We start from the raw sequence: 14620 nt of genomic DNA, 5'->3' as shown, positions 1-14620 counted from the left end.
AAGCAACTTTTGAAGTAGAGGGAATTATATGAAACATTATACATTGTTAGAACAAGAGTTAGAGCAAATTTCTCAAATTAATAACGTGATTAACATACTTTATTGGGATATCGCAGTAAATATTCCGCATGGATCAATTGATAGTAGAACAAGCGAAATAGCACTACTATCTTCCATAGCCCACTCTAGGTTACAATCGAAAAAATTAGCTGAACTAATAGAATCTGTCTCTGAAAACGTGAACACTCTTGATGTTTGGCAGTTAGCTAATTTACGAGAAATAAAAAGACGAATTACAGAATCTACATGTATAGATGATGATTTACGGAAAATGTATGTTACTGCTAGTGCAAAATGTGAGTTAATTTGGCGAGATGCTAGAAAAAATAATGATTATCTATCACTTAAACCTTACCTACAAACAGTATTAGATTGCGTACAAAAAATGGCTAAATCTAAAGCCAATGCACTAAACTGTCCTGTATATGATGCTTTACTTGACACATATGACCCTGAACGCACACTTGATGAAGTCAAAGTAGTGTTTAATAATCTAAAAAAAACTATACCAGAATTAATTGGTCAAATAGTAGAAAAACAAAGTAAAGAAAATGTTCTACCTATCATTAATAGTATTAGTGAAGCACAACAAAAACTAATTGCTAAAAGGCTTATGAAAATAATGGGTTTTGACCTCACTAAAGGTAGGTTAGATGAATCAACCCATCCATTTTGTAGGGGTACTCCTGATGATGTTAGGTTAACTAATAGATATAATGAGCATAATTTTATTTCAGGGATTATGGGGATTATGCATGAAACTGGTCATGGTTTATATGAACAGGGCTTGCCCAGCAAATATAAAAACCAACCAGTAGGTAAGGCTAAAGGTATGGCTGTCCATGAAAGTCAATCTTTATTTATGGAAATGCAAGTAGGTAGGTCAGGGGAATTTTGTCAATATCTATCAAAGCTACTTAAGGATGAATTTGGATTCAAAGGACTAGAATATTCCGCAGAAAATCTTTACAAATTAATGACAAGAGTCAAACCTGGTTTTATTAGAGTAGAAGCAGATGAAGTGACTTATCCAATGCATGTAATAGTTAGGTTTGAACTAGAAAGATTACTAATTAGCGGAGATCTATCTTTGGATGATCTACCACATTATTGGAATAATAAAATGCAGGAATATTTAGGCATTACTCCACAAAACGATAGAGACGGATGCTTACAAGATATACATTGGCCAATGGGCAGTTTTGGTTATTTTCCATCCTATACTAATGGAGCAATTATTGCTTCAATGGTCATGAAAAAAGCACAGGAAGTTAATCACAATATAAAAAAGGAAATAACAAGAGGAGAATTCAATGGTGTAAACCAATTCTTAGATAATAATATTAGAAGCTATGGCTCATTAAAAAATACCAGTGAATTAATTAAAGACGCTACGGGTGAAGATCGCATTCAATCGGAAATATTTTTAAAATATCTCCAACAAAAGTATTTATAACTTATTTAACCTCAAGTATACTCAAATGATCCTACGAATTGGATTTGAAAATGAGGGGCGAGCGAACTAGGTACACATTTAGTACATGAGTACGCAAGTTCCTGATATTTTCAAAAAACAATTCTTCAAAGTAGAAGAGTATATCGATGTAACAAGTTAATATTAAACTTAGTATCATCCTTATTAGAGGGTGATACCACCCCTGATCCCCCTTCGATGTCACCCCTGCGAAAGCAGGGGTCTAAAAAAATAACCAAGAGACTATTCAACATTTTTATATCCCGGATTCGTAGTTCGAGCCTTTGGCTCTTACTCGCCCATACCATCATTCCTAGGTTCTGTTGACAAAAATTATAGTTAGGAAAGAGGAATAAAAAGTTGCCATAGTAAGAAGAAATGGTAGTTTTTAGTTATCAAAAAAAGGAACTACCAATATGAAGTATTACATAGAAGAACAAGCATGGGAAGTAATTTTATCATTTTTTAAGGAAAGAAATGGTATACACAACAAGAATGAAGAAAAAATGAGACAGTTTATTGAAGCAATATGGTTTATTGTTAGAACAGGTTGCCAATGGCGTCTTCTACCTGATGATTATGGTTGTTGGTACAGTATTTATCGCAGATTTAAGAGATGGGTTGACAAAGGTATATGGGAGGATTTAATGGATTATGTTAAAGTAGATGCAGATATGGAATCAATTATGATTGATGCAACTATTGTGAGAGCACATGCTTGCTCATCTGGATATATCAAAGGTAATCAAGAAGAAGCGGCTTTAGGTAGAAGCAGAGGTGGTTTTAGTACTAAAATTCATGCCCTTGTTGATGGTCTTGGTAATCCATTAAAGTTTATACTAACTGCTGGGCAAAGAAATGATATAGTTAAGCCCATAGGATTAGGTGACAAAGAACATAACAATTGTAAATTGTCATTCCCGCGAAGGCGGGAATCTAGATACCTGCTTTCGCAGGTATGACACAAAATTTGTATCACCTAATTCAATAGGTTTCACTATATAACTCAAGCGGGAAATCTTACTCAAGATGTTCAGAATACGACTGTGATAGCCGATAAAGGATACGATAGTAGTGCATTTGTAGAAAGTTTAGAAAATAAGAGGTGTGAGATTGTTATACCACCAAAATCTAACCGTAAAGTACAACGTGAATATGATAAACATACTTATAAGGAACGACATTTAATTGAGTGCTTATTTGGTAAAATCAAACATTTTAGGCGTATATTTTCTAGATTTGATAAGCTCCAGCCACTTTTTTAGCTTTTCTAAATTTCGTTGGAACTTTAATATGGTTACGTTAAAATTTTTGTCAACAGAACCTAGCTAAAAGCGGGAATCCAAAAAATAGCCTGCAAAGGCTATTAGAACCTGAATTCGATGTAACAAGTTACATTGAACTTTCGTGTTATATATAGAAACAATCAGGTTTGAAGCGGCCGCCCACCTGATTGTTAAAATATAACACTCCATTCAATATGTGATTTTAATTATTAAAATCACATATTGAATGATGAAAAAAGTTAAAATGCACTCGCATCAGCCGCTTCAAGGTATACTTGCAGCAAAACTGCATAACTCTATTAAATTTTTTTGCTGGTATGAATTTATTTTATAAATTTGGGTTTCTACTATGCAAATATCACCGATTAATAAAAAAACTAGTTAAAAAAGTACCAGTCATATTATAACATTTGAAATATTAACAATAATGATAATTAATCGAAATGCAAAAGCCAAAAGTAGCGACCTTAAGTTCTGAAGAACGAGAAGAACTAATACAACATATTAAGGCAAGTTCATTAACAGGAGATGAACAGCAAGTGATAATAGAACTTGTGAAATTTTGTAACGAACTAATAGACAAGCTAGCATCATCAAATGTCAGTATAAATAAGCTTAAGGAAATGCTGATTGGTTTTAAGGCAGATAACAAAAAAAAGATAGTTCAGATTCATTAAAAGAACCGCCAAGTGAATCTGATAACGGGAATGGTGGTAATGAAGAAGAGTGCGATAAGCCCAAAAAGATAGATCGTAGTAATTGGCAAGGTAAATATGGGTTTGATGATTATAAGGATGCGAATACCAGCTATTTAGCTCCTGAGAATTTTTGTAGTGGTGATAGCTGTCCTCACTGCTATAATGGCAAACTATATAATAGTGAAGCTAGAAAATTGCTACAATTTACAGGTAATGCTCCAATTACAGTTAACAGATATGTAAAGAAAACGCTACGCTGTAATGCTTGCGATTATAGAGTTATGAACAATAAAAATATCAACAAATGGACAAATAGTAGCAGAAGTGCAATAGTGTTACAAAAGACCTATGGTACTCCTTTCTACCGTTTATCTAGGCTGCAAAGTTTAAGCGGAGTTCCTGTAGCATATAGCTCGCTTTGGCAACAATATTTAGATGTTTGGCAAGAAGGTGGTGGAATTGAGATTTACGGGGTATTATTGGAAATGGCTGCCGAATGTAGTTCACTGAACCTTGATGATACTAGAGCTAGGATTTTAGAAATTACTATAGCCAATAAAAAATTACGTACTCAAAATAAGAAAGGACGCAGCTGTTATACTACTACTATATGTGCTAAGACTACAAATAATGAGGTGATAGTTTTATATTTTACTGGTAATAAGCATGGCGGGGAGAATATTGGTAACGTACTAAAGAATCGTAAGAATAGAACAGATTCTATCCAATTAATGACTGACGCAAGTAACAATAATAACCCGGTATTATCAGAATCAGGTAAAGAATTACTGGCAATAATAGTGATGATCAATTGTTTGTCACATGGTCAGAGAAAATTTACAGAGAATGAACTATATTACCCTGAAGAATGCGGATATTTTCTCAGACAAACACGTGGGATTTACCACAATGAACATCAATGTAAAGAGATGAGTCCTGAAGAAAAACTGGAGTACCATCAGGAACATAGCAGTAAATATATAGAAAACATATATGACAAAATAGACGAATTATTTAACGACAAGAAAGTTGAGCCTAATAGTAGGCTTGGACAAGCTATGAGATATTGGTTAAATAATAAAGAAGGTTTGACCCAATTTTTAAAAATTCCAGTTAGCAGTCTTGATAATAATTGGGCTGAGAGAGTACTGCGTACCATTATTTTACAAAGGAAGAATTCATTATTCTTTAAAACAATCAATAGTGCTGAGGTACATAGTGGTCTATATAGTATAGTAAAGACTTGTAGTGAGAATGAGATCAATGCCTTTAAATATTTAAATTGGCTACAAGAGCAGAGTAGCAAAGCAAAGAAGCATCCTGCGAATTATACCCCTTTTTCCTATGCAAGATATATGAATAATACGGAATTAATCAAGACAGCAGCTTAAATGACAGAACGCCAATCATTAGAGAGTTTGGCAGAACTAGGATCGCCATTATGAATAAGAATGTATAAGGTTCTATGGCAAATTTGATAAGATAAATTATCAGAAGGGAAGAGTTTTGCGGTAAATTTACCTTTGGATAGGCGTTTAGAGCATAGCCAAAAGCCTTGACCGTCAAAGGACAAAATTTTAATGGCAGTTCTGTTTTTATTATAGAATAAAAACAAGGAACCATTAAGAGGGTCAGAAGAAAGTTTTTGTCTACAAACAGCGATTAAGCCATCTATACCCTTGCGAAAATCGATGGCAATAGTGGCAACAAAAATAACTGACGCCGGGGTTAGTTGCAGCATAGAAATGTCTGAATTATGGTTTTTAGCTCTAGTGTTTGGATAATAAGCTTGGTACCATTTGGTTCAATAATGTGACAAGTATACTGCTCGTAAATGAAGAGTTGAAGGAAGAGAAGAAAGAAGCTAGAATATGATTATGGGAAATATTTTAACATCTGAACAAAGAACGGTACTGAAGTCACGTCATGGTAATGAACGAGATAGGAGAGTATGTGACCGAATTAAGGCAGTTTTACTGTATGATAAAGGTTGGAGCTATGGAGAAATAGCAGAAGCATTGCTGTTAAGTGAAGAAGCTATAAGAAAGCATGTAAGAGATTATCAAAAATTTAATAAATTAGAGACAGCTAACGGTGGTAGTGCAAGTAAGCTAAGTGAGCTAGAAGAGAAAGAGTTAATAGAGCATTTAGAAATATGTAATTATGTTTATGCCAAAGATATCAGCAATTACATAGAAAAAAAATACGGTGTTGCCTATACAATAGCAGGAGTAACAAAGCTATTAAGGAGATTAGGCTTTGTATATAAAAAGCCAAAGATCGTACCCGGCAAGCTTGATGTAGATAAGCAAGAACTATTTAAGCTAGAATATAGTTTGTTAAAAGGTAATCTCAAGGCTAAAGAAGCTATATATTTTATGGATAGCGTTCATCCTCAGTATCAAACAAAAGCCCGTTATGGTTGGATCAGAAAGAATCAAAATAAAACTTTACCAACATTTAGTGGCTGGAAAAGGAAGCATTTAATAGGAGCAATTAATTTATCTGATTTGCAATTAGTTAGCACAGATAATCCTAAAGTAAACGGTGATTATATAATCAATTTTCTACAAAAATTAGAAGCAGAAAATCCTAATAAAGAGAAGATATATTTGATTTGTGATAATGCTGGGTATCATAAGTCAAAGAAAGTAAAGGAGTATCTAGTAAATAGCAAAATAGAATTAGTATTTTTACCTCCCTATAGCCCTAATCTTAATCCGATTGAACGATTATGGAAATTTATGCATAGAATTGTAACAAATAATAAATTTTACCATAATTTTGCTCAATTCTCAGAAGCTATAGATAGATTTTTTGGTAATATTGATAAATACAAAGGTAATTTGCTTACTCTTATAACTGACCAATTTCAGACTATAACTTTTAATCATTTTGCCAACTCTTCAGGTTAATTGAGTATATAGTAATTTTGTTTGGGGGCAGCTACAGGATCAGTAGCTATAGAATTTACTAGTTGAAATGGGACAAAATTAATATTTTGTTGTAGAGCTTGATTTGAAGTTGAGACAGGAGAAGTTTTGAGGGTAGGTTCATGGGCTTTTTTAATTGAACTAATTGTTGCTTTATTAATATTAAGATGTTTAGCTATCTCTTGGTAAGAATAATGATGGAGTAATTGGTGAACTAATTCCTTTAGATGGTTTGGTATGGGATCAAACTTGTTAGTTTTAGTTTGACGCCAGGCTTTAAATTGCTGAGCTACTTGCTCAATAGCACCAAACAAAATGCTAAGCATTATGTAATAACATAAACAAACTGTTGGTGGTGAGCTATGATAAATAACACCTTCTTTCAAACCAGTTTGTTAGGAGTAATTGATGGTATTTGCATAGTAGGAACCCAAATGTATAAAAATTCATACTAGCAAAAAAATTAGATAAAGTTATGCAGTTTTGCTGCAAGTATACGATCATCATGATAGACAAACATTAGCCGAAGAAACATTAAAGAAAACAGTTGAGCATTATCAATTAGCAAAAGAACAAGCTGAGATGGAATCACAAGGGCTACAGTACGTTTCCAAGCATAATACTGCTGCTAATCGGCAATTATTTGAGCAACACAGGCAGCAGACCTTAAGACAATCCATGATCTTACTCCTCAGCAAGAAATCTCAGATAAGTTACAATCGGCAATTAATTCTAGAAATCAAGAAAGAAAATCATTGCAACAACTAGCTCAACAATATCCTACTTTAGTAAGCAAGCTAGTGACACAACATTTTACTACCTATGCAGCAGCATATAAGCAAGAAAAAACAGACGATATAAATAGTAAAGCATTAGAAGAGTTAGATTCTATTGTAAAAATATGTGGTGGTTATAAAAAATTAGGTTTAACTCCAGTAATAAAACAATCCCCTGAACTTAGTAAAATAAAACAACAATCTGCTAAAATGGAAAAAAAAGCAGACAAACTAATGGCTAAGTTAGAAACAACTACTCAATCTTTGCGTAAAGAACTTAACAAAATACAAGCACTAGCTGATAATTTACTAGGTTCTGTTGACAAAAATTTTAACGTAACCATATTAAAGTTCCAACGAAATTTAGAAAAGCTAAAAAAGTGGCTGGAGCTTTATCAAATCTAGATAGCAGAGCTTCAAGTGGTGGAGCTTCCAAGAAACAGCTAGCTAACATATTGATTTTCATGCACTTTTTACTTTTTTGTTTCTTCCATTATGAACTTGATCGCTCGGTATCAAGTGTTAGCTCCTAACAAACTGGTTTGAAAGAAGGTTTTATTTTTACCATAGCTCACCACCAACAGTTTGTTTATGTTTTTACATAATGCACAGCATTTTGTTTGGTGCTTATATCGAACTGAGGATATTAGATATTATGGCTTCCTGACCGCAGCGGGAATGACATACTAGTGATCCACACGGGCAAAGCCTTCACGGGGATGACATAACTACAACTGTAGTACTAAGCTAAAGCTTTTACTTGAATAATCGTGAGAGTAATATCAATAAAAACTCTTAGGATCTATATCCACTTTCAAATGACAAAAAGAAGGGATTTTGATTAAACTTAACCATGTTTGTAAAAATTTTTGTAAATTAAATTTCCTATCCACTATGATTAGAATACGGTAGCGAAACTTTCCTGCTAATTTAAACATTAATGCACTAGATGGTCCGAGTATTCTAGCTGAACTTTTTGGTGCAATTGCAACTAGAGTTTTGGATATTTCAAGCACTTTATGCTCATTTTTCCCAGACAAAATTATTGATGCCATTTTGGTGAAAGGAGGCATATTCTCTGCTTGCCTTGTTTCAAGTTCATATTGTAAAAACTGATCTCCTCCATTTTTTATATAACTAAATATAGCATTATCTGGATAATAAGTTTGCATTAATACTAGACCTTTTTTATCTTCTCTTCCTGCCCTACCTCCTACTTGGTGAAGTAGTTGATAATTGCGTTCACTTGACCGCAAGTCTCCACCACCAATAGCCCCAAGATCAGCATCAACAACACCTACTAAAGTAAGGTTAGGAAAGTGATAACCTTTAGTAATCATCTGAGTACCAATTAGAATATCAACCTCAGAATGCTCCATTTTATATAGTAATTCGCGGATCTTTTCAGGTTTTTGGGCATAATCTTTGCTAATTACCGCAATTTTATTATCGGGAAAAAGATACCTAGTTTCTTCTTCAATTCTTTCAATCCCAGGACCACAAACAGTTAAAGAATCTTCTTCCCGACAATCAGGACAAAAAATATGAATCCTACTTTGATAACCACAATGGTGACATTCAAGTTTTTTGCTAGATTTATGTACCACTAACCAAGCAGAGCAAGAATTACAAGTAAAACGATAACCGCAAAGTTTACATAACATCAAAGGGGCATAGCCCCTACGATTCAAAAATAATAACACCTGCTCTTTGCTTGCTAGCTTTTTACCAATTAATGCTATTAACTCCTTAGATAAGTAAGAATTTTTTGATAATTTCTCCTTTTTCATATCAATTATTTGAATTTCTGGCAAAGTCGCCTCCCGGTAACGATTTGACAATTCAATTAATTGATACTTATTGGTACTTACGTTATAAATTGTTTCAATAGACGGAGTAGCCGAGCATAATACTACTTTTGTTTTGGATAAGCTTCCCCGCAATACCGCCACATCGCGAGCATTATATAATATACCATCATCTTGCTTATAAGAACTATCATGCTCTTCATCAATAATAATTAATCCAAGATTACTATACGGTAGAAATAGACTACTTCTAGCACCAATTATAACTTTAATCTCATTGTTGAGCAAACCTCTTAAAATCATCTTTTTCTGAGCTTTAGTAACCACAGAATTCCATATTACTGGCTGAAAGCCAAAGCGTGCTGTAAAACGATTTATAATTTGCTGACTTAAAGCAATTTCTGGTAACATTATCAATATTTGGTTACCTTGCTTCAAATAATCAGCCAATAGATGAAAGTAAATTTCTGTTTTACCTGATCCGGTTACTCCCTTAATAATTGATGGTTTATCCGATTGACTTAATAGAGAAAGTGCTTCTTGTTGCTCTACTGAAAGAGTTGGCAAAATAAAATCTTTGTTTAATTCTTGATGCTTTATTTTTATAGGTTGCTGGGCAATATCGATAGGCAAAGCCAACTTGGCAACCGAACCAAGTGAAGTCATATAATAATTAGCAGCCCATTTAATTAAATCTAATATTTCCTGATTAAACCTAAATTCAAGTGGCACTTTCTGTTTAATAGATTTAATTTTATTAGTGTTCTCTGAAACTTCAGTATCTAATTGCCAAACTATACCCGTTAATTCTTTATTCCTAAAGGGGACAACTACTAAATCTCCTATAGCTAATTTTAATTCATTTGGAATTAAATAATCCAACGGAAAAAGCTTAGCTAATGGCAATAATATTTTGGCAACTTGCATTGAAATTCATTTTCAGGTCATTTGAGTATACCATTACTATACACGTCAGTTTGGGATAAGATATAGATGAAATAGTAATAGATAAAAGGATTGTCAAAAAGGAGTGCCTGCAGTATTTATATTTTTAAACAAAAAAACAAACTACAGGCATGAAAAAAGATATCACAGAATTATATAGTTTTATAGATGATTTTTGTAAAATTTATTTGGAGTATGAACAGAGAAAGTTATTACCATCAAATAAGCAGAGAAATCGCTGTTGTAGCATGAGTTTAAGTGAAATGTTAACAATAATAATTATGTTTCATACATCCTATGCTAAGAATTTTAAATTTTTCTATAAAAGTTATATAGAGTGCATGCATAAGGATGATTTCCCTAAAGCCTTGAGTTATAATAGATTTGTTGAATTAATGGCACGATTATTCATACCGCTAAATATGTTGATTCATTTGTTGTTTGGTGAGGAAACAGGTATTTATTTTATTGACTCTACAACGATTAAAGCTTGTCACAATAAAAGGTGTTATAGCAATAAAGTTTTTAAAGGATTAGCCAAACATAGTAAATCCTCTATGGGGTATTTTTATGGTTTTAAATTACATGTAATAATCAATAATAAAGGGGAGTTTATGGCATTAAAAGTGACCAAAGGCAATGTAGATGATAGGGTTCCAGTACCGGAGTTAACAAAAAGATTAACTGGAATTATAGCAGCTGATAAAGGTTATATTAAGCAAAATTTGTTCTTAAATTTATATGAAAGAGGCTTAAAAATGATTCATGGAATTAAGAAGAATATGGAAAATAAATTAATGGATTTGAAAGAAAAAATCTTACTTCGAAAGCGTAACTTAATTGAAACAGTTTTTGATTATCTAAAAAATAAAATGAACCTTGAACATACTAGACATAGATCACCAATAAATGCCTTTGTCCATATATTATCTACTCTTGTTGCTTATTCATTAAAGAAAAATAAACCTTCAACAAAATTTGATTTTAATCTACATGTTCTCAATATCCTTATCCCGAATTGACGTTATACACTAATTAGCAGAAGCACTAATAGATAAACAACAACAAAATGCAAAAATATTCATCTTTTTCAAAAAAATATAATAATTCCTAGTAATATTCTAATTTTTAGTTTAACTTGTATAGCGATTTAAAATATTATGATTTTTTATGGAAGATATTAACTATTGGGACAACTCAAAGTATGAATTTTGTCAATATGCTACTAGGTTACTGAACAAAATCTGTAAGATAAATGAGGAAGTAAACCGACCAATAGATATTGATGAAGTTAAAAAAGCTATTTATTATGCCAAAAAATATCACGGCAGCTAGATGCGGCAGTCTAGCGAACCCTATTACTCGCATCCGATTGAAGTAGCATATATGGTAGCAGAATATGCAGCATCAGAAATTCCAAGATATTTCAGAACTGACATGATTGTTACCAGTATACTGCATGATACTATCGAGGATACAAAACTGACAGAAAAGATGATGTAGCATTTATTAAAATTTTTAGCCGAATTCACAACTTACAACTCCTACTCGCCATTATGTCATCCCTGCGTAGGCAGGTATCTAAAAAAATAGCCAAGAAGACTATTAGATACTTTAGACCCCTGCCTACGCAGGGGTGACATCACCCATATTGTTATATGCGTCACGATTAGAAATCAGTAATATAAATAATAAAGCAGAAAAATATATTAATCAAATGGTTTTACAATTACCATAACAACAGCCACTATCATCAATAGTGCTGGTACTTCATTAATGATACGATAAAATCTTTCAGAATGATTATTTTTGCCGTCAACAAAATTCTTCCTCCATCTAGCTAATAAACCATGAAAAATAGTGATACCTAGAACTGCTGTCATTTTTACGTAAAACCATGTTCCTAAAGCTACTAATCCGTATATATAACTGTTAATTATACCTAAGGTATAAGTGCTGATCATAGCCGGATTCATAATGATTCTGAGTAACCTGCTTTCCATTAACTGAAACATCTTGTCAGTTTCACTACCTACTACAACTTTAGTGTGGTAGACATATAATCTTGGTAGGTATAGTAAACCTATCATCCAAGAAATTGCTGATACAAGATGGAATGCTTTAAACCATAAATAATAACTAGCCATTAATTTTACCTCCAATGTCTTATGGGAGTGTCAAATTAAGCAGCCTCGATGTCATTCGAGCTGCGGCGGAAATCTAAAAAAATAGTCTAAAGACTATTAGATATTATAGATACCTACCCACGCAGGGATGACATACTAGTGATCCACATGGACAATGCCTATGCATAACATCGAGACTACTTAAGTTGATACTCCATTACTTAGTTTTTTAAATTACAAGGACACATAGTAAAATTATAAGGACATATTCTTTTATTAATTGAACTACATATCAAATCTTTTGTATCGAAACCGTAATTAACTAAATTTGATACCATTTTAGTTATGCTATTGATGAACAATTTATTTGTTCCAAGAGCAGGAGTCCTAATATATTCTATTTTGTACTTACCAGCAATCTTTCTATATTCAATGTCCAATTCTACCAATGTTTCAACATGTTCTGATACAAATGCTATTGGGACTATTATAAGAGATTTATCTTCTTTGCCCGCTATCTCAATTTCATCCTCTGTATTAGGTTTAAGCCATTCCACTGGACCAACACGACTTTGATAAGTTATTTTATAATCTAAATTATCTATACTAAGCTTAGACACCAAATTTTCTACAGTCTTTTCAATCTGCCACTGATATGGATCTCCTGCTTTTATTATTTTTACAGGTAGACCATGAGCTGAAAATAGTATACGAAAACTTTTTTTGTTTTTCAATTTTTTTAATGATTGCTTTATTAATGATAAATGAGCTTCAATAAATTCGTCATCGATAGGGTAACAACAAACAGTTTTAATATGTTGGGAATCCTCACTTTTATTTTTATAAAGAGAAGATATAAAATCTTTAATAGAAGATCCAGTAGTGGTGCTAGAAAAATGTGGGTATAATGGTAACAATATTATTTCTGAAGGGTTATACTCATTTATTTTTCTTACTGCTTCTTTGGAATCAGGATAAGAATAACGCATTGCTATAAAAATCTTAAAATCCTCATTCAGAGTTTGTTTTAACTTCTCTGTAATAGCAGCTTTTTGAGATTCTGTTTCTTGTAAAATAGGCGAATTATTACCTACTAGAGAATATATTTTCTGAGATTTTTTATTTCTAGTAATTGATATTATCTTAGCAAGAATAAACCTTAGGGGATTTGGCAGGTTAATAATTGCTTTATCATAAAATAAGTTAAATAGAAATCGTTTAACTGAGCTTAAGCTATTTGGTCCACCAAGATTAAAAAGTACTATGGCTATTTTTTTTTGAGGTATTTTAGTATTTAAATTCTCTAACATAATTAACTAAAAACTCAACATTTTCAACTGGTGTATTTGGTAAAACACCATGTCCTAGATTAAATATAAAATTTCTTTCTTTAAAATTTGCAATTATTTTACTTACTTTTTTTGCGATAATTTCTTTATTAGTAAGCAATATAAATGGGTCTAAATTACCTTGTACAACAATTTTCTCACTCCATAATTTCATGGCACTAGCTGGTACAAACTGATCTACCCCAATAACATCCACTCCAGTATTACTAATATATTTTTCATATAAAAGTCCAGAGCCTTTTGGAAAACCTATAATCGGTAAACATGGAAACTGTTCTTTTAAAGCTACTACTATTTTTTTTGTTGGTTGTACTATAAACTGATCATATTCTGCTTCTTCTAATATCCCTGCCCATGAATCGAATAATTGTACTAAATCTGCCCCAGCTTTTACCTGTTCCTTTAAATGAATAATAGTTTTTTCAGTAATAAAGTCTAGAAGTTCTTGTGCTAAGTTATTATTTTCATAAATAAATTTTTTACTTGTTTCAAAACTTTGTTTGCCTCTTCCCTCAAGCATATAAGTCATTACCGTCCAAGGACTACCGGCAAAACCTATCAATGCAGTATCAACTGGCAAATTTGCTTTAGTTTTATTGATTATTTCATAAATTACATTTAGTTTTCCATTATAATTTCCTTCAAGATATTTAAAATCTTCTTTTGATTGAAATTTACGTAATATTGGTCCTGTATTTTCTTCAAATTTTACATCCCAGCCAAGTGCATCAGGTAAAACTAAAATGTCAGAAAAAATTATAGCAGCATCAAAGCCATACCTTCTTATTGGTTGTAAAGTCACCTCTACAGCCTTATCAACATTATAGCATAGATCTAGGAAACCACTAACAGTTTTTCTTATTTTTTGATACTCAGGTAAATATCTACCAGCTTGACGCATTAACCAAATAGGTACAAGATTATTTTTTTTCTTAAAAGTTTGTAAAAGCTGATTCATGAAATAATCCATAATAATTTATAATATTATATAATATTTTTTTAGTTGATGTAGACATTGTTAATATGTAGATTAATTATATATACACATAGTTATACACATTTTTTTTATTGCTAAATTACTAGTAAGGTTTATTGATTATAATTATTACTCACATTATTCATAGGATTATTTTTTTAGTGGATAATTCATAGTGGTTTATGTGTG

General features: G+C 32.1%; 14 protein-coding genes and 1 pseudogene. 9 read left to right on the top strand and 6 right to left on the bottom strand.

Features of this window, described 5'->3' with window-relative positions; genetic code table 11:
- Positions 1–28: 28 nt before the first annotated feature.
- The 4 genes and pseudogenes from AAGD29_RS06370 (at position 29) to AAGD29_RS06350 (ending at position 4909) form a co-directional block, all read left to right on the top strand.
- Positions 29–1516 carry a carboxypeptidase M32 gene (locus AAGD29_RS06370; protein WP_341757514.1) on the top strand — a complete coding sequence of 496 codons (1488 nt, stop codon included), beginning with the start codon at positions 29–31 and terminating at the stop codon, positions 1514–1516.
- A gap of 434 nt (positions 1517–1950) precedes the next feature.
- Positions 1951–2840: pseudogene (locus AAGD29_RS10305) on the top strand (IS5 family transposase).
- A gap of 423 nt (positions 2841–3263) precedes the next feature.
- On the top strand, positions 3264–3497 hold the full coding sequence (locus AAGD29_RS06355; protein ID WP_341757511.1) for a hypothetical protein: 234 nt from the start codon (positions 3264–3266) through the stop codon (positions 3495–3497).
- Between the two features lie 302 nt (positions 3498–3799).
- Positions 3800–4909 carry an IS66 family transposase gene (locus AAGD29_RS06350; protein ID WP_341757510.1) on the top strand — a complete coding sequence of 370 codons (1110 nt, stop codon included), beginning with the start codon at positions 3800–3802 and terminating at the stop codon, positions 4907–4909.
- On the opposite strand, the gene tnpB is transcribed toward AAGD29_RS06350, so the two are convergent.
- Positions 4906–5259: an IS66 family insertion sequence element accessory protein TnpB gene (tnpB, locus tag AAGD29_RS06345; RefSeq protein WP_341757307.1), complete on the bottom strand. Its 354-nt coding sequence runs from the start codon at positions 5257–5259 to the stop codon at positions 4906–4908. The two genes, AAGD29_RS06350 and tnpB, sit on opposite strands and share 4 nt — an antisense overlap.
- 136 nt (positions 5260–5395) lie before the next feature.
- On the opposite strand from tnpB, the gene AAGD29_RS06340 reads away from it, so the two are divergent.
- Entirely contained in the window at positions 5396–6433 is a 1038-nt protein-coding gene (locus AAGD29_RS06340; protein ID WP_341757509.1) for an IS630 family transposase, read from the top strand.
- Here AAGD29_RS06340 and AAGD29_RS06335 read toward each other — a convergent pair.
- Entirely contained in the window at positions 6430–6777 is a 348-nt protein-coding gene (locus tag AAGD29_RS06335; protein ID WP_341757508.1) for a hypothetical protein, read from the bottom strand. The two genes, AAGD29_RS06340 and AAGD29_RS06335, sit on opposite strands and share 4 nt — an antisense overlap.
- A gap of 157 nt (positions 6778–6934) precedes the next feature.
- Here AAGD29_RS06335 and AAGD29_RS06330 point away from each other — a divergent pair, with 157 nt between their 5' ends.
- Together AAGD29_RS06330 and AAGD29_RS06325 are read left to right on the top strand one after the other, a co-directional pair.
- Complete coding sequence (locus AAGD29_RS06330) at positions 6935–7219, top strand: hypothetical protein (RefSeq protein ID WP_341757507.1); 285 nt, start codon at positions 6935–6937, stop codon at positions 7217–7219.
- Entirely contained in the window at positions 7207–7632 is a 426-nt protein-coding gene (locus AAGD29_RS06325; protein WP_341757506.1) for a hypothetical protein, read from the top strand. The genes AAGD29_RS06330 and AAGD29_RS06325 overlap by 13 nt, the downstream gene beginning before the upstream one ends.
- Positions 7633–8009: 377 nt before the next feature.
- On the opposite strand, the gene AAGD29_RS06320 is transcribed toward AAGD29_RS06325, so the two are convergent.
- Positions 8010–9962 carry a primosomal protein N' gene (locus AAGD29_RS06320; RefSeq protein ID WP_341757505.1) on the bottom strand — a complete coding sequence of 651 codons (1953 nt, stop codon included), beginning with the start codon at positions 9960–9962 and terminating at the stop codon, positions 8010–8012.
- Between the two features lie 149 nt (positions 9963–10111).
- Between AAGD29_RS06320 and AAGD29_RS06315 the strand changes: the two genes are divergently transcribed.
- On the top strand, positions 10112–11002 hold the full coding sequence (locus tag AAGD29_RS06315) for an IS982 family transposase (protein ID WP_341757504.1): 891 nt from the start codon (positions 10112–10114) through the stop codon (positions 11000–11002).
- A gap of 148 nt (positions 11003–11150) precedes the next feature.
- Positions 11151–11315 carry a guanosine polyphosphate pyrophosphohydrolase gene (locus AAGD29_RS06310; RefSeq protein WP_341757503.1) on the top strand — a complete coding sequence of 55 codons (165 nt, stop codon included), beginning with the start codon at positions 11151–11153 and terminating at the stop codon, positions 11313–11315.
- A 374-nt stretch (positions 11316–11689) separates the two neighbouring features.
- Here the strand turns inward: AAGD29_RS06310 and hemJ are convergent, their stop codons facing one another.
- The 3 genes from hemJ to hemE all read right to left on the bottom strand — a co-directional run bounded on the left by hemJ (position 11690) and on the right by hemE (position 14413).
- Positions 11690–12127: a protoporphyrinogen oxidase HemJ gene (hemJ, locus tag AAGD29_RS06305; RefSeq protein WP_341757502.1), complete on the bottom strand. Its 438-nt coding sequence runs from the start codon at positions 12125–12127 to the stop codon at positions 11690–11692.
- Positions 12128–12327: 200 nt separating this feature from the next.
- Entirely contained in the window at positions 12328–13416 is a 1089-nt protein-coding gene (gene hemH, locus AAGD29_RS06300) for a ferrochelatase (protein WP_341757501.1), read from the bottom strand.
- Entirely contained in the window at positions 13394–14413 is a 1020-nt protein-coding gene (hemE, locus tag AAGD29_RS06295) for a uroporphyrinogen decarboxylase (RefSeq protein ID WP_341757500.1), read from the bottom strand. Before hemE ends, hemH begins: the two co-directional genes overlap by 23 nt.
- Between the last annotated feature and the right edge of the window lie 207 nt (positions 14414–14620).

The sequence above is a fragment of the Candidatus Tisiphia endosymbiont of Ditula angustiorana genome (assembly GCF_964026425.1).
Classification (GTDB): domain Bacteria; phylum Pseudomonadota; class Alphaproteobacteria; order Rickettsiales; family Rickettsiaceae; genus Tisiphia.
Note: the sequence above shows the minus strand (reverse complement) of the source record. Positions and strands in the feature narration are given on the sequence as shown.